Source organism: Enterococcus saccharolyticus subsp. saccharolyticus, from assembly GCF_029023825.1.
In the GTDB taxonomy this organism is placed as follows: Bacteria; Bacillota; Bacilli; order Lactobacillales; family Enterococcaceae; genus Enterococcus_F; species Enterococcus_F saccharolyticus.
Map to the genome: position 1 here is coordinate 1,726,752 of NZ_CP118957.1, position 15,382 is coordinate 1,742,133.

At 37.8% G+C, this 15,382-nt stretch carries 16 protein-coding genes and 1 other annotated feature (1 of these 17 running past the window's edge); of the genes, 1 reads left to right on the top strand and 15 read right to left on the bottom strand.

Going from position 1 to position 15,382, the window contains the following annotated elements; translation table 11 throughout:
- Positions 1–5: 5 nt before the first annotated feature.
- From hisB to PYW32_RS08915, 13 genes are all read right to left on the bottom strand, one after another.
- On the bottom strand, positions 6–599 hold the full coding sequence (hisB, locus tag PYW32_RS08855; protein WP_016174658.1) for an imidazoleglycerol-phosphate dehydratase HisB: 594 nt from the start codon (positions 597–599) through the stop codon (positions 6–8).
- Entirely contained in the window at positions 596–1,645 is a 1,050-nt protein-coding gene (hisC, locus tag PYW32_RS08860; RefSeq protein ID WP_016174657.1) for a histidinol-phosphate transaminase, read from the bottom strand. The genes hisB and hisC overlap by 4 nt, the downstream gene beginning before the upstream one ends.
- The gene (gene hisD, locus PYW32_RS08865) at positions 1,642–2,925 is read right to left on the bottom strand and encodes a histidinol dehydrogenase (RefSeq protein ID WP_016174656.1); all 1,284 of its coding nucleotides are present in this window, start codon (positions 2,923–2,925) and stop codon (positions 1,642–1,644) included. The genes hisC and hisD overlap by 4 nt, the downstream gene beginning before the upstream one ends.
- Complete coding sequence (gene hisG / locus PYW32_RS08870) at positions 2,922–4,481, bottom strand: ATP phosphoribosyltransferase (RefSeq protein ID WP_016174655.1); 1,560 nt, start codon at positions 4,479–4,481, stop codon at positions 2,922–2,924. The genes hisD and hisG overlap by 4 nt, the downstream gene beginning before the upstream one ends.
- A gap of 147 nt (positions 4,482–4,628) precedes the next feature.
- On the bottom strand, positions 4,629–5,426 hold the full coding sequence (gene recO, locus PYW32_RS08875; protein ID WP_016174654.1) for a DNA repair protein RecO: 798 nt from the start codon (positions 5,424–5,426) through the stop codon (positions 4,629–4,631).
- Positions 5,427–5,494: 68 nt separating this feature from the next.
- Positions 5,495–6,394 carry a GTPase Era gene (gene era, locus PYW32_RS08880; RefSeq protein WP_016174653.1) on the bottom strand — a complete coding sequence of 300 codons (900 nt, stop codon included), beginning with the start codon at positions 6,392–6,394 and terminating at the stop codon, positions 5,495–5,497.
- 18 nt (positions 6,395–6,412) lie between these two features.
- On the bottom strand, positions 6,413–6,820 hold the full coding sequence (locus tag PYW32_RS08885) for a diacylglycerol kinase family protein (RefSeq protein WP_016174652.1): 408 nt from the start codon (positions 6,818–6,820) through the stop codon (positions 6,413–6,415).
- Positions 6,798–7,283 (bottom strand): rRNA maturation RNase YbeY, encoded by a 486-nt coding sequence (ybeY, locus tag PYW32_RS08890; protein WP_016174651.1) that lies wholly within the window; start codon positions 7,281–7,283, stop codon positions 6,798–6,800. The genes PYW32_RS08885 and ybeY overlap by 23 nt, the downstream gene beginning before the upstream one ends.
- The gene (locus tag PYW32_RS08895) at positions 7,283–9,484 is read right to left on the bottom strand and encodes an HD family phosphohydrolase (RefSeq protein ID WP_016174650.1); all 2,202 of its coding nucleotides are present in this window, start codon (positions 9,482–9,484) and stop codon (positions 7,283–7,285) included. The genes ybeY and PYW32_RS08895 overlap by 1 nt, the downstream gene beginning before the upstream one ends.
- A gap of 25 nt (positions 9,485–9,509) precedes the next feature.
- The gene (locus PYW32_RS08900) at positions 9,510–10,484 is read right to left on the bottom strand and encodes a PhoH family protein (protein WP_016174649.1); all 975 of its coding nucleotides are present in this window, start codon (positions 10,482–10,484) and stop codon (positions 9,510–9,512) included.
- Between the two features lie 154 nt (positions 10,485–10,638).
- Positions 10,639–11,088: a GatB/YqeY domain-containing protein gene (locus PYW32_RS08905; protein ID WP_016174648.1), complete on the bottom strand. Its 450-nt coding sequence runs from the start codon at positions 11,086–11,088 to the stop codon at positions 10,639–10,641.
- 45 nt (positions 11,089–11,133) lie between these two features.
- Entirely contained in the window at positions 11,134–11,310 is a 177-nt protein-coding gene (gene rpsU, locus PYW32_RS08910) for a 30S ribosomal protein S21 (protein ID WP_002356740.1), read from the bottom strand.
- A 199-nt stretch (positions 11,311–11,509) separates the two neighbouring features.
- On the bottom strand, positions 11,510–11,947 hold the full coding sequence (locus PYW32_RS08915) for a Fur family transcriptional regulator (RefSeq protein ID WP_016174647.1): 438 nt from the start codon (positions 11,945–11,947) through the stop codon (positions 11,510–11,512).
- A 92-nt stretch (positions 11,948–12,039) separates the two neighbouring features.
- Between PYW32_RS08915 and PYW32_RS08920 the strand changes: the two genes are divergently transcribed.
- The gene (locus PYW32_RS08920; RefSeq protein ID WP_016174646.1) at positions 12,040–12,891 is read left to right on the top strand and encodes a pyruvate, water dikinase regulatory protein; all 852 of its coding nucleotides are present in this window, start codon (positions 12,040–12,042) and stop codon (positions 12,889–12,891) included.
- 39 nt (positions 12,892–12,930) lie between these two features.
- Here PYW32_RS08920 and PYW32_RS08925 read toward each other — a convergent pair whose 3' ends face one another.
- Both PYW32_RS08925 and PYW32_RS08930 read right to left on the bottom strand, forming a co-directional pair.
- Complete coding sequence (locus tag PYW32_RS08925) at positions 12,931–13,857, bottom strand: homoserine O-succinyltransferase (RefSeq protein ID WP_016174645.1); 927 nt, start codon at positions 13,855–13,857, stop codon at positions 12,931–12,933.
- Between the two features lie 3 nt (positions 13,858–13,860).
- On the bottom strand, positions 13,861–15,132 hold the full coding sequence (locus tag PYW32_RS08930; RefSeq protein WP_016174644.1) for an O-acetylhomoserine aminocarboxypropyltransferase/cysteine synthase family protein: 1,272 nt from the start codon (positions 15,130–15,132) through the stop codon (positions 13,861–13,863).
- Positions 15,133–15,183: 51 nt separating this feature from the next.
- Positions 15,184–15,382: a binding site (T-box leader), on the bottom strand (it continues 31 nt past the right edge of the window).

The window sequence follows — 15,382 nt, forward strand, 5'->3', positions numbered from 1 at the left end:
GCCTCCTAGATAATTGTGCCTTTTGTCGATGGAATCTCATCGGGTGCGACTTCATCAATACTTGTTGCTTGCCCTAATGAACGGCCGAATCCTTTAAAACAAGCTTCGACAATGTGATGGCTATTTTTACCAGCAATTTGATGCAAATGAATCGCCGCGCCTAGCTCACGTGCAAAAGCAATGAAAAATTCTTCGACTAATTCGGTATCAAATTGAGACCCAATTTTTTCACTTGGAATGTCTAAATTTACAACAGCCATGCCACGTCCACTGATATCAATTGCGGTCATGACCAAACTTTCATCCATTGGCAATAAAAAACTACCATAACGTTTAATACCGCGGCGTTCACCTAAGGCTTCTGAAAAAGCACGGCCCAAAGCAATTGCGACGTCTTCTGTTGTATGATGGGCATCGACATGTACATCGCCATCACATACAAGTTCAATATCGAAACGTCCATGACGACAAAATAGTTCTAACATGTGATCTAAAAAGCCCACTCCTGTTTGAAATTTTTGTTGTCCCGTTCCATCGATGGTTAACGTTAGTTGAATTTTGGTTTCTGTGGTATTTCTCGTCACGGAAGCTGTTCTCATAAGTCCACTCCTTCAATCTCTTTTATTGCTTGTAGCAAGGTTTCCATTTCTGCTTGTGTTCCAATTGAAATACGTACATAATTGGCAATTCGTGGATTACTAAACCAACGAACCAAAATATTTTGGGCTTTCAACTGCTTAAAAATAGTTTCTCCTGCAACACGCGGATGTTGGCAAAACACAAAATTCGTTTGACTTTTAGTCGTTTCAAAGCCTAATTTTTGTAATTCTTGCTGCGTCCATTCACGTGTCGCAATAATTTTATTCGTACATTCATCCACATAATCTTGTGCTTGTAGAGAAGCTTCTCCACACGCTAAGGTCATCGCATTCACGCTATAGGGATTATGACTAAATTTCAGTTTATTTAAGTCTTCAATTAATTCTTTTGAACCTACCGCATAACCTAAACGTGCGCCAGCTAAATGACGAGATTTCGAAAAAGTACCGACTACTAAAATATTTGGGTGTTTATCCAAATAAGGTACCAAAGATGCTTCACTAAAATCACTATAAGCTTCGTCAACAATAATTAAACGATGCGGATGTTGCTCCGCAAAGGCACAGATAACTTCTGGTGCTATTGCTAAACCCGTTGGTGCATTTGGATTAGCAATAATGACTGTCGCATCCCCCGTATATTCGGCTAAATCAATTGATAAATCTTCTTTTAATGGGATGACTTGGGTATTTAAATGAAATAAATCGCTATATACTTCGTAAAAACCATACGTAATATCAGGAAATTGGACGCCTTTTTCCATAAATCCTTGAAAAAGAAAGAATAAGACTTCATCACTCCCATTGCCTAGAAAAACATTTTCTGGTGCTACTTGAAAATGCTGGGCTAACGGCTCAATGACTTGGTGACAAGTTGGGTCCGAATAACGGCTGAGTGTAGTGGCAGCTACTTTGGCAGCTTCAATCACACGTTGTGGTGGATCATAAGGATTTTCATTGGTATTTAGTTTGATGACTTTTGTACGTGTCTGTTCACCTGGTACATAAGGTACGAGATGTTGAAACTGACTATCTAAAAAACTCATTGCTTCGACTCCTTTCGCACAGCCATTGAACGAGCATGTCCGTCCAAACCTTCCATTTCAGCAAAAGCAATCACTTGATCGGCAGATGCTTGGAGTGCTTCTTTGGAATAGTATAAATAACTACTTTTTTTGATAAAGTCGTCAACCGAAAGTGGTGAATAAAAACGTGCCGTTCCTTCTGTGGGTAATGTATGATTAGGTCCAGCAAAGTAATCACCCAACACTTCAGGTGTATGATGACCTAAAAAGACACTGCCTGCATGTTTTACTTTTCCTAACAAAGCAAATGGTTCTGCGACACATAGTTCTAAATGTTCCGGTGCAATCCGATTCGCTAACGTCAACGCTTCTTCTAACGATTGGGCAACAATAATTTTACCATTATTTTCAATCGATGCTTGGGCAATCTCTCGTCGTGGTAACACTGCTAATTGCTGACGGAGTTCGGCTTGAACTTCTTTGGCAATTGCTTCGCTTGTTGTCACTAAAACAGCTTGCGCTAATGTATCATGTTCAGCTTGTGCTAATAAATCAGCAGCTAACCATTTTGGTTGCGCTGTTTCATCTGCGACAATTAAAATGTCACTTGGTCCAGCAATCATATCAATATCGACTAAACCATAAACCATTCGCTTCGCAGTTGCTACATAAATATTCCCTGGTCCCACAATTTTATCCACACGTGGAATGGTCTCTGTACCATACGCTAAAGCAGCTACACCTTGCGCTCCTCCCACTTTGTAAATCGCATCGACTCCTGCAACTTTCGCTGCTGCTAAAATCGCTGCTGGAATTTTGCCTTCTTTATTCGGTGGTGTAATCATCACAATCTGACTGACACCAGCAATTTTAGCAGGTAAGACATCCATTAAAACAGTGCTTGGATACGCCGCTGTCCCACCCGGAACATACACGCCTACTGTCTCTAAAGGCAATACTCGTTGCCCCATAACAATCCCTTGTTCATTGGTTGAAACAAAGCCACGTTGTACTTGTTTTTCATGGAAATTCGTAATATTTTGTTTGGCTTGCTCTAAAATCGCTAAAAATTCTGGTGTAATCTCAGCTAAAGCTTCATCGAATTCAGCGGCACTCACTTTAAATGTGGTTAAATCGGCATGGTCAAATTTTTTCGTGTATTCTTTTAATGCCTCGTCGCCACGCGCTTTGACTTGTTTCAAGACATCAGCTACGACAACTGAAACATCTTGACTCTCGCCAGCTTGGCGTTTGATCAACTGTTCCATCGTTTCTTCTTTTGTTGTACGAATGTTTATCATAATTGTTCTTTCACCTTCTCTAACAAAGTCTGAATCGTCTCTTCTTTAAATCGCCATGTCGAATGGTTCACTACCAAACGTGCAGATGATGGCGCAATATCTTGAATGACTGTCAAATCATTTTCACGTAACGTTGTCCCAGTTTCAACGATATCGACAATCACATCTGATAAATTCAATAAGGGGGCTAATTCAATTGAACCGTGTAAATGAATCAATTCTACCGCTTGTCCTAAACGACTAAAGTATTTACGCGTGGTGTTCGCATATTTGGTCGCTACGCGTAAAGTACGTGTATTGTCTTGTTTGAAATCTTTATGGGCTGCTACTGCCATCTTACATTTCGCCATACCTAAATCTAATAATTCTAAAACGTTCGGTTCTGTTTCATCCAACACATCTTTCCCAATCACACCAATATCCGCAACGCCATGTTCAACATAAATAGCGACATCACTTGGTTTCACAAGGAAGAATTTTAGTTTTTTCTCTTCATCGACAAAAATTAACTTGCGGTTGTCTTCAAAAATGTTTTCACTTGCTAGCCCAGCATTAACCAATAATTGGTACACAGAATTCGCCATACGCCCTTTTGGCAAAGCAAAGCATAAATAATCATCTGTTGTCTCTTTGGCTTCTACAGAACGTTCTAGGTTGTTTAAATACATCCCAAAACCAATGCCGCCTTGTGCTTTATCTTGCTTTTGTAAAAGATAATCGTAACGCCCGCCAAACAATACCGCTTGGTTGACTTTACGGACAAATCCTTGGAACAACAATCCACTATAATAATCGGCATCATTGACAATTGAAAAGTCCAAACGAATCTTCACATTCTTAGGAATCCGACCTTCTTTTTCTAGCAAATCATACAACTGCTTTAATTCTTCAATCGCCGCAATCGCCACAGGATTCGTAAAAATCGTAGAAGCTTTCGTATAGGTTTGTTGGAAATCGCCACACAGGGTAATCAATTCTTCCAATAATTTTAACTTTTCTTCTGGTACGCCTGTTTTTTCTCCTAAGCTACGGATAATATGCGGACTTTTTTGTTGTAGTGCTTTGATAACATCCTCATGGTTTTCTTTAGGAAATAATCCACAGATGGCTTTTAAAACACCGATATGAGAAATATCTAAAACACCGCCACCAGCAACCGACAAACTTTCTAACGCTAGATGTAACACTTCTAATTCTTCTTTTTGACCAATTTCTCCAATATATTCCAAACCAGTTTGATGAATGCGTAAATATTCTCCATTTTGACGATCATGGCGATACACATCTTCATAGTAATAAACTTTTCGGGTTTCTCTTGGTGGCGTATTTTTAACAATTGACAACGTGATGTCTGGTTTCAAGGCCATAATTCGACCATCGCCACCAGTAAATGTAATCACTTCTGCTTCGTTGATAAATTTTTTATTTTGGCTATATAACTCATATTCTTCAAAGCTGCTAAGATGGTAAAGTTGAAAACCATGCCATTGATACAATCCTCTAAGTTGTAGTGCTATTTGTTCCTCGGGTCTTAATACTGAAAACAGATTTTCCAAAATCCCACTCCTAACAATTAAAATTCAATAAAAATGTATTAAGAGTATCATAAATATAAATGAAGGAAAGGTCAATAATTACTCATTAAATTTTGTGATTTTCTGTAAATTCATTCGTTTATTCCATGAAAAAAACGTTTCACACAATTATTCATTGTGCGAAACGTTAGTTGTCGGCTTCTTAGGTTGTAAGACAGTTTCCCATTTCCCCATTTGGTCAATAAAGGTTTTACTTTTTAAATGAACACCCACATATTCGTCATACAACGCATCGATGGTTTGCCGAATCAAAGATTTTGTCTCGGCTTTTAATTCAATCGATTGGATATGTTCATAAGAGATTTGTGAAAAAAGGCGAATAAAATGAATCGCTACTGGATCAGCATGGTAACGATGAGGATCTTTCTCCCAATGGCGTTCACATAACACCCCACTGTAAGTAGAGGAATAGTCAAATTTCCCATGCGTTTCTCCGCAAATGGCGCATTTTTGCCAATTAATAGCGATACCAAATCGTTGCAATAATTGAATTTCAAAAATATTCGTTAAAATTTCGCCATCGTTTCCCTGCTCGAGCATCAACAATGCTTGTTCTAAGAAATGAAACAAGTTGGGGTCATAGACATGGTCTTCAATCGCAGCATCAGCTAAATTCATCATATAGGTCGCATAACCTGCTAAAAAAATATCTGCTTGAATGTTGCGATACGGTTGCACATTTTTAGCCGCATTTAAAAAAGACAACCCTTCACTATTAAATTTCCCAATGTAAACAGCTTCGGTATATGGTAATAATGCCGGAGCAAGCGGATTATTTTTGCGATGCGCGCCTTTGACGTAAAACATTTGTTTGCCCGCAGACTCGGTAAAAATCTTTACTAATTTATCTTTTTCTTTGTGATTCTTACTAAAAAGTATAATTCCTTTTGATTCAGCAATCCCCATCATTTCCCCCTCCTTTGGAAAGAAAAGCGAGATAAATCCTCAGTAGAGATCTATCTCGCCGTAACAGATTAATAATTGTCTTCGCGGTAACCGTAATCTTTCAAGTAGGTTTGTTTGTCACGCCAATCTTTTTGAACTTTTACCCAAAGTTCTAAATAGACTTTATCGCCCAATAAACGTTCAATATCTTGACGTGCTTTGGTACCGATAATTTTCAGCATTTTACCGCCTTTACCAATGATAATCCCTTTTTGACTATCACGCTCTACAATAATTGTTGCTTGAACATGAATTTTATCATTCTCATTGCGTTTCATTGAATCCACCACAACCGCCACTGAATGGGGTACTTCATCGCGTGTTAACAATAAGACTTTTTCACGAATTAATTCAGAAACGATAAAATACTCGGGATGATCTGTAATTTGATCGTCAGGGAAATATTGTGGCCCTTCTGGCATTTGTTCCACTAATACGTCCATTAACGTCTCAAAATTGTTTCCTTCTGTCGCAGAGATAGGCACCACTTCAGCAAACTCCATTTGACTTGTGTAATCTTGAATGGTTGCTAATAACGCATCTGGATGAACTTTATCAATTTTATTGACGATTAAAAAGACTGGTACATCACTTTTTTTCAAACGTTCAATAATAAAGTCATCGCCTTTGCCACGTTTTTGATCGGCGCTAATCATAAATAAAATCACATCGACTTCACGCAAAGCACTATAAGCTGTTTCTACCATAAAATCGCCCAAGCGATGTTTTGGCTTATGAATACCAGGCGTATCAATAAAGACAATTTGTGTGTCGGGTGTTGTATATACCCCTTGAATTTTGTTTCTAGTTGTTTGTGCTTTGTCACTCATAATCGCAATTTTTTGCCCAACAATACGGTTTAATAGCGTTGATTTTCCAACATTTGGGCGACCGACAATGGCAACAAACCCTGATTTGTGTTCTGTCATAAAATTTTTTCCTCTTTCCTAATGAAAAACTAGCTGAATCACCTTTGGCAGAAAGATAATCGCGCCAATTAATAAAGCAAATAATGACGTGATTAATACTGCCCCTGCAGCCATATCTTTAATTTTTTTTCCTAATGGATGAAAATGCTTGTTCGTAACCATATCCACGACATTTTCAAAAGCTGTGTTGATGATTTCCATAATAACCACCAAAAAGATACTTAAAAGTACCCACAACCATTCTTGTTGGTTTAAGCGAAAAATAAAACCCAACAAAATAACTACAGCACCCACAATCGTATGACTGCGCATGTTTCGCTCGTCTTTATACACCGTTTTAATTCCTGTTAACGCAAATTCAACTGAATTAATAAAGTGTTTGTTTTTTTCAACATTTTGGTTTTTATCTTTCAAGTCCATAGGCATCCAAGATTTCCTTTTGTAGTCCAAACATTTCCTTCTCATCTTCAGGTGTCATATGATCGTAACCATTGATGTGTAAAAAACCATGTAAGGCTAGAAAACCAAGTTCACGATCATAACTGTGTCCATACTCTTGGGCTTGTTCTTGCGCCCGCTCAGTTGAAATCATAATATCGCCAAGGGTACGAGGCATCTCTAAGTCAAAATCATCCTCTTCGTCAAAAATAATCGGCAGTTCGTCTTCGCCTTCTTCTTCCATTGCAAAGCTAATGACATCTGTTGGTGCGTCTTTGCCACGGTACGTACGATTAATCACTTGAATCGCTGCATTATCCATAAAAGTGACGGACATCTCAGTTTCTTCTGGCAATTTTAAATAATCGGCAGCAAATTGGAGCAAAGACTCAATATCTGCAACTTTGTCATTTGAAACAGCATTTGTTTCATCAATAAAGGTAATCTCCATCATTCTTCTCTTCTTTCTTGTTCTTCTTTCATTTTCTCTGCTTCTGATTTCATTTTTGGATATTTGATTCTTGAATGGAACGTACTACACAACCCATTGACCAAAGAATTTTCGATAATACGAATTTCTTTTAATGTTAATCCTGAATCATCTAATTGACCATCTAAGATACGACCAGTGATTAAATTAGAGACAAATTGACGAATTTTTTCATTGGTTGGATTTTCCATCGCACGAACGGCTGCTTCACAACTATCCGCAATACTCACGACTGCTGCTTCACGTGTTTGTGGAATCGGTCCTGGATAGCGATATTCGGCTTCTGTTACATCGGGATTTCTTTCTTGTGCTTTGACATAGAAAAACTTCATTAAAGTCGTGCCATGATGCTGACGACAAATATCAATCACCATTTGTGGCATATTTTTTTCTTCTAGCAAAGCAGCACCATCAATCACGTGACCAAAAATAATTTGCTTACTATCAGCTGGAAGTAAGAAATTATGTGGATTTTCAGCACCTGCAGGTAGATTCTCAACGAAGAAATTCGCATGTTTTAATTTCCCAATATCATGGTAATAACACGCGACACGCGTTAATAGCGAATGCCCACCAATTTCCGCAACAGCATTGGCGCTTAAATTAGCCACCATCATACTGTGATGATACGTTCCAGGTGCTTCTTCTAACAATTGTTTCAACAATGGGTGGTTAGGATTACTTAGTTCATTCAAAATAATCACACTATCATCTGTAATCAATAATTCAATATACTGATGCAACCCAATCGTCAATAATAAAGAGAAAATGCTGCCGGCTAATCCACAGGCTAAAGCAATCCATGTACGACCATTTGAAAAGCTCATTCCTTGGAAAATAACCAAAATCAAATTAATTAAGAATGGGAAGATAACAACCCACATCAATGCTTTCATTCCTTGATCCACAATTCGCTTACGTGCTAAAACAGTGCCCATAATCCCTGAAAACATATAAGAAACTAAAATGATGGTTAAAATATTGGTACCAATTGATTGATAAAAAATAAATGTGGCTGTCACTACTTGAAATGCCGCTGCTAAAATACCCAAACGTCGGTTTAAAAATAAACTTAAAACCAATGGGACAAACGCAGCAGGATAAAATAGTGGAATGAATGGCATCGTTTCGGTTTGAAACACTTGGAAAAATTTCATAACCAAAACACTCAAAATCATCGTGATTGCATAAAACGTAAGATAGTTTTCTCGCTTTTCACGATCCGTCCATTGTTTAACAAAATAAAGCAACACCACAATTTGCAATAAAATTGCCATGACCAATGCTACCATTGGAAACAACGATGCATTAGAGCTTGTCATGCCAAGTAAATTTAGTTTTTCAATGGCGTTCGCATCAATTTGTGAGCCTTCACGAACAATAATTTCCCCTTGATAAATCATCACAGGTTGGACAGCCTCTTTAGCGGCTTGTTGTAAATCTTGCGTCTTACGTTCATTTAAGAAGGTATTCACCACAATACCTTGATTAATCATCAAACGAATGGCTTGCGCTTGATTACTTGTTACATTTAACAATTCAATTTTATCTTCAGCTGTTTTGCGTGTTTCAGCCAGATTTGCTTGACGAACTTGTTTGTTCATTTGCTCATCAATTAAGGCTAAGCTCTCATTTTCCACCGTATTTAACGCATCTGAACTCATTGAAAAAACTAATTGAAAAAAAGTATTACTGACACGTTGATAGAAACTTAAATCGTCCGCATCAATCTGTTCAAACTCTTTTTTTAATGCCGCAATTTGTTCATCCACAGTCACTTTTTGGACTTCTTGGTTGTCTTTGGCACTTGCTTCACGTTTTTTATTTTCTACTTCACTGTCTTCTTTCACTTTTTCAATTAGTTGAAAAAGATGCTGAATCATTTCATGTTGCTTTTTCGCCATATCTTCTTGATACGTATATTCTGGAATCACGGCTTCAGCCGCAATTTTGCGCTTTTGTTCCGTCGCAGACGTATTTTCAATGGTTTTATTTGCGCGAATACTTGATTCAGCTACTTGTCCTTCTTTATAATCAACGGCTCGCTGTTGCACACTGGAAAAAACCAGACCAATCATAAAAATGAAAAAAATTAGGAATACCAGCGGTACGAAAAATCTCCCTAGTTTTTCACGTATTTTTCTTAAAGGTTGAATAATCATCTATTTTCCCTCCTAGATAACAAAACTATTTCACTTCTCGTATTTCCGCCTCATCGTACGCTTGAATAATTTCTGCCACAACTGGATGACGTACAACATCGCTCGCTTCAAAAGTGGCAAACGCAATTTTACGAATGTTGTGTAAGGTGCGTTCGGCATGAACCAAACCACTCGTCACGCCTTTTGGCAAATCAATTTGGCTTGTATCACCATTAACAATCATTTTTGAGTTATAACCTAAACGTGTTAAAAACATCTTCATTTGGGCAATTGTGGTATTTTGGGCTTCATCCAAAATAACAAAAGCATCTTCCAATGTTCGTCCACGCATGTATGCCAATGGAGCAATTTCAATCACACCACGTTCCATTAAACGGTTCGTATGCTCCATGCCAAAAATTTGATATAACGCATCGTAAACTGGACGTAAATAAGGGTCCACCTTCTCTTTTAAATCACCTGGTAAGAAACCTAAATTTTCACCCGCTTCGACAGCTGGGCGCGTTAAAATAATTTTCTGCACTTGTCCTTTTTTCAAAGCCGCAATCGCTAAAACAACAGCTAAAAATGTTTTCCCTGTCCCAGCAGGTCCAATACCAAAAGTGACATCGTGCGTGCGAACAGCGTCAATGTATTTCTTTTGGCCAACATTTTTTACACGAATGGGTTTGCCATTACGATCTTTGATAATTTCTTCTTCATACATATCGATAAAGGTAGTCAAATTGCCTTTGGATACCATTTTAAGTGCTGTGACAACATCAGGGGTGTGGACTTGAATCCCACGTTTAATTAATTCCTGTAGTGAACGAATCACCGCTGCTGCTTGATCGACTTTTTCTTGTGTTCCTTTAATTTGTATCATTTCCCCACGAGTTCGAATAATCGTTTGGGTGGTCTCTTCAATCACTTTGATATGTTTATCGTGTGTTCCAAATAACATGCTGGCGTCGTCAGCTTCTGTTAGTTTAATTTCTAAAGATGCTTGCTCTTCTGTCAAAAAATTCTCGCTCCTTTTTCTCTACATTCATTCTAATAATACCATACAATAGATAAAAGAAAAATCGCTTCTACTTTTTGTATGAGAGTCTTTTAAGGATTTTCTAGCAAAATAAAAAAAGCCGTAGACAATTGCTTGTCTACGGACGGATTCATTACTTTTCAGTTAATAATTCTTTCACGACTGCATTGACTTGGTTCCCGTCAGCTTTGCCTTTCACTTGAGGCATTACTAGACCCATTACTTTACCAAATTCTTTTGGTGAAGTCGCACCAGTTTTTTCAATCGCATCTGCGACAATTTGACGAATTTCTTCATCAGTTAATTGTGCAGGCAGATATTGTTCAACGATTGTAATTTCACCTTTGACTTTTTCTGCTAGGTCTTCACGACCTGCTTTTTCAAATTCGGTCAAAGAATCACGTCGTTGTTTCATCTCACGAGATAAAACAGTCAACTCTTCATCTTCTGTTAAGTCACGACCAACCTTGATTTGTTCATTTTGTAACGATGCTTTCAGCATGCGAATGACTTGCAAGGTCTCTTTCTCCTTTGCCTTCATCGCCGTCTTCATATCATCGTTCAGTTTACTAAGTAGTGACACACTACCAGCTCCACTTCTTACAACAGAAAACTAAAAAATTAAAAATTAGAATTTCTTGCGTTTTCTAGCTGCTTCAGATTTTTTCTTACGTTTCACGCTTGGTTTTTCATAAAACTCACGTTTACGTGATTCTTGTAACGTACCTGCTTTTGAAACGGAACGTTTGAAGCGACGAAGAGCATCATCAAGAGATTCGTTTTTACGAACGACTGTTTTTGACATGTAAATTCCCTCCCTCCGAGCTCAAATAGTAACCGTTTTTGTCATAGAATTAAAATATCTTATAACAATACTGTCCTTTAAAAATTATAGCTAAGTGAAGAAAAAGTGTCAAGCCGTTCTATCAAAAACTTCTGATAAATAATGAGATTTTTCAACATTTTTTCTGAATCCTCTCATTATTTATGAAAAAGTAGCTGAATTACACCGGTTGACAGTCTTCACAACGACCAAATATTTCAAAACGATGGCTCTCAATCGTACAACCAGGTAATTGGTCTTGGAAAAAATCCATGGGACAAATCGATAATTCTTTCGTTTTGCCACAAATTGTACAAATAAAATGATGATGATGATGTTCGACACCATGTGAACAACAATGGAATCGAAATTTCATTTCGCCATTTAATTCTGTTTCTTCTAAAATACCAATTTCTGAAAAGTCATGTAAATTACGGTAAATCGTATCATAGCTCAAACCTGGATATTCTTCGGACATATACTCATGCAACTCTTTTGCAGGGACGTAACGATTGGCTTTTGCCAGATAAGCAATCATCGCTTCTCTTTTTTTTGTATATTTCAAGCCATTTTCTTTTAACGTCTGCAACGCTTGTTCTATGGATGGTTGATTTTTCACTGTGCATCCCTCCAAACCAAAATCATTCCGATTATTTTTAATGAGTGTATGGTATAATAAGATTAATTAAAATGCAAGTGAGGGATCGTTTTATGACAGAAGAAAAAAAAGAGTCCGCGCTAACCTTTTTCGTTATTTCAGACTCTGCTGGAGAAACAGCTTCTAAATTAGCGCAAGCAACGATGGCGCAATATCCATCAGTAAAATTCGAAATGTTTCGTCGCACATTCGTTACGACAAAAAGCGCACTGCTTAAAACTTTAGCAGATGCCAAAAAACATAATGCCGTCATTTTACACACCTTAATCAATGAAGAACTCATTGATTTAACTCATGATTTTTGTGAGGAAAGTGGGTTATATCATTTTGATGTGTTAACGCCGCCAGTTGCTGAAGTCGAACGTCGGACAGGGGTTGCGCCAACACGTGAACCCGGTGCCTTACACCATTTAAACAAAAACTATTTCAAACGGATCAAAGCAATGGAGTTTGCTGTAAAATACGATGACGGAAAAGATCCACGTGGCTTTTTAGAAGCCGATGTCGTTTTATTAGGGGTGTCGCGTACCTCTAAAACACCTTTAAGCTTATTTTTAGCCAATAAAAATTTAAAAGTAGCCAATTTGCCACTTGTTCCTCAAGCACATATTCCCAAACAATTATGGGAAATTGATCCTAAGAAAATCGTTGGTTTAACAAACGATCCTGATGTCTTGAATGGCATTCGTAAAAAACGGATGATTGCCTATGGACTAAATCCAGACACTGCTTATTCTGATATTGAAAAAATCAAAGAAGAATTAGATTTTGCCAACGATTTATACCATAAATTAGGTTGCGAGATTATCAACGTAGCTACTTTATCAATTGAAGAAACAGCTTCTATTATTTTAAACAAATTAAACCTTGAAGATCATAGTTATTACGTCACTGATGAAGATTAACTAAAAATCCCATAAGACAACGTGTCTTACGGGATTTTTTTATGCTTGTTGCGCACGCATTTTAGGAATATCTGCCAAATGATACGGTGTCATTTGATAGACATCATTTAACCAATTATGATAAAGCAAATGAGCATTCCCTCGCCAACAATTAGTTACTTTCGATAAAGCAGCATCTTCAAAATAATTTACAGGTATCTGGGTATCTAACCCTCGCTCTTGGTCACGTAAATATTCTCGTTTCAAGCTATCCGTATCGTATTCGAAATGACCTAACAAGAAAATATCGTGATCATCTGCTGAAATTAAAATCGTGGCTCCAATCGTCTCATCGGCTGCGACAATGCGTAATTGCTCTTCTTTAATCTGACTCTCGTTAATGCCGGTATAACGAGATTGTGGTCCCATAAAGACATCATCGAATCCACGGAATAAGCGATGACTAATATTCAAGCGTTGTGGATAGATGCCAAATAATTTCTGATCGTATTGAACTTTCTCAATACCGTGATGATGATACAATCCCGCTTGTGCTCCCCAACAAATATGAATAACCGAAGTCGTATTGGTTTGACTCCAATCCATCACTTGAACCAATTCTTGCCAATAGTCGACCTCTTCAAAGGGCAGCGTCTCAACTGGAGCACCTGTGATAATCAAACCGTCATAACATTGATTTTTAATTTCTGCAAAAGACAGATAAAATTTTGATAAATGATTGGGACTCGTATTTTTATGCGTATGCGAAACTAACTTCAAAAAATCAACATCAATTTGCAAAGGACTTTGGCTAATTAAACGCAACAATTGAATTTCCGTGTCAATTTTATTTGGCATTAAGTTTAATAGTAATAAACGTAGTGGACGGATATCTTGCTGTTTCGCACGTTTTTCTTCAATCGCAAAAATGTCTTCTTTTTCTAAAATGGATTTAGCAGGAAAATCATTTGGAAGTTTAATTGGCATCTGTTATCCCTCCAATTGTTCCAAAGCTTGCTGTAAATCAGCAAGAATATCATTAATATTTTCAATCCCACAAGAAATACGAACTAACCCTGCTGAAATGCCGACTTCGTTTAATTCGGTTTCTGATAGTTGTCGATGTGTCGAAGTTGCTGGATGAAGCGCACACGTCCGAATATCCGCCACGTGAACTTGTAAAGAAACGAGGGTTAAAGCATCTAAAAATTTAGCTGCTTGTTCTTTTCCAGCCGCTATTTCAAAAGACACAACCCCACATAAACCATTTGGTAAATATTTTTGCGCTAATTCATAACTAGGATCTGTTGCCAATGTTGGATAACTAACGGTACTAACTTCTGGACGTTCTTGCAAAAATTCAGCAACTTTCTTGGCATTCTCAAAATGTCGATCCATCCGCACTGCTAAAGTTTCCATTCCTAAATTTAATAAAAATGAATTTTGAGGAGACGGGGTCGCACCTAAATCACGCATTAATTGAACACGTGCTTTAGCTAAATAGGCAGCCGGACCAAATGCTTCGGTATAAACCAAGCCATGATATGTCACATCTGGTGTCGACAATTGAGGGAACTTCCCATTTGTCCAATCAAATTGACCACTATCGACAATCACACCACCCGTTTGTACAGCATGTCCGTCTAAATATTTTGTCGTACTATGAATCACAATATCTGCACCGTATTCAATCGGACGGCAGAAATACGGTGTCGCAAACGTATTATCAACCAACAACGGAACTTGATTATCGTGAGCAAACGTAGCAAATTTCTCAATATCCAACACATGCAAGGCTGGATTGGCGATTGTTTCAGCAAATACCGCTTTTGTATTTGGTTGAATCGCTTGTTGCAATTCTTCTAAAGATGCCCATTGATCCACAAAAGTGACCGCAATGCCCATTTTTTTGAAAGTATGTGCAAATAGATTATACGTACCACCATAAATTGATGTTGTTGAAACAAGATGATCGCCTGCTTCTAAAATATTGAGGACAGCAAAAAAGGTTGCTGCTTGTCCAGAAGACGTACATAAGGCTCCCACCCCTCCTTCAAGTGCCGCAATTTTTTCTTCCGCTGCATTTGTCGTCGGATTTGCTAGACGAGTGTAAAAATAACCAGATGCTTTTAAATCAAAGAGTTGACCAATCTCTTCTGCTGAATCATATTTATACGTGGTACTTTGCACGATTGGGACCACTCGAGGTTCACCATTTTTCGGTTCATAACCAGCATGTAAACACTTTGTTTCAAATTCCATATCCATTTCTCCTTTTTTGTATAATAAAAAAAAACGCACCCTTTCCATTACAGAAAGGACGCGTTTTGATTGCGTGTTACCACCTTTTTTCGCTAGTGCTTCACAGCAAATAGCCTCTACCAGTACCAACATACTGAGGAGCTATAACGGGCTCACCCGACAACTGCTTCTCACACTTGTTTGCTCAAAGACCATCTTCCAAATCGATTCCTTACTTCTTCCCACCAAACGAAGCTCTCTTTAAATTTCT

Bases quoted from the DNA above. Each gene is read 5' to 3' on its own strand.
- hisB (WP_016174658.1), bottom strand. From the start codon at position 599: ATGAGAACAGCTTCCGTGACGAGAAATACCACAGAAACCAAAATTCAA.
- hisC (WP_016174657.1), bottom strand. From the start codon at position 1,645: ATGAGTTTTTTAGATAGTCAGTTTCAACATCTCGTACCTTATGTACCA.
- hisD (WP_016174656.1), bottom strand. From the start codon at position 2,925: ATGATAAACATTCGTACAACAAAAGAAGAAACGATGGAACAGTTGATC.
- recO (WP_016174654.1), bottom strand. From the start codon at position 5,426: ATGGGGATTGCTGAATCAAAAGGAATTATACTTTTTAGTAAGAATCAC.
- era (WP_016174653.1), bottom strand. From the start codon at position 6,394: ATGACAGAACACAAATCAGGGTTTGTTGCCATTGTCGGTCGCCCAAAT.
- PYW32_RS08885 (WP_016174652.1), bottom strand. From the start codon at position 6,820: ATGCCTATGGACTTGAAAGATAAAAACCAAAATGTTGAAAAAAACAAA.
- ybeY (WP_016174651.1), bottom strand. From the start codon at position 7,283: ATGGAGATTACCTTTATTGATGAAACAAATGCTGTTTCAAATGACAAA.
- PYW32_RS08895 (WP_016174650.1), bottom strand. From the start codon at position 9,484: ATGATTATTCAACCTTTAAGAAAAATACGTGAAAAACTAGGGAGATTT.
- rpsU (WP_002356740.1), bottom strand. From the start codon at position 11,310: ATGTCAAAAACAGTCGTTCGTAAAAACGAATCTCTTGATGATGCTCTT.
- PYW32_RS08920 (WP_016174646.1), top strand. From the start codon at position 12,040: ATGACAGAAGAAAAAAAAGAGTCCGCGCTAACCTTTTTCGTTATTTCA.
- PYW32_RS08925 (WP_016174645.1), bottom strand. From the start codon at position 13,857: ATGCCAATTAAACTTCCAAATGATTTTCCTGCTAAATCCATTTTAGAA.
- PYW32_RS08930 (WP_016174644.1), bottom strand. From the start codon at position 15,132: ATGGAATTTGAAACAAAGTGTTTACATGCTGGTTATGAACCGAAAAAT.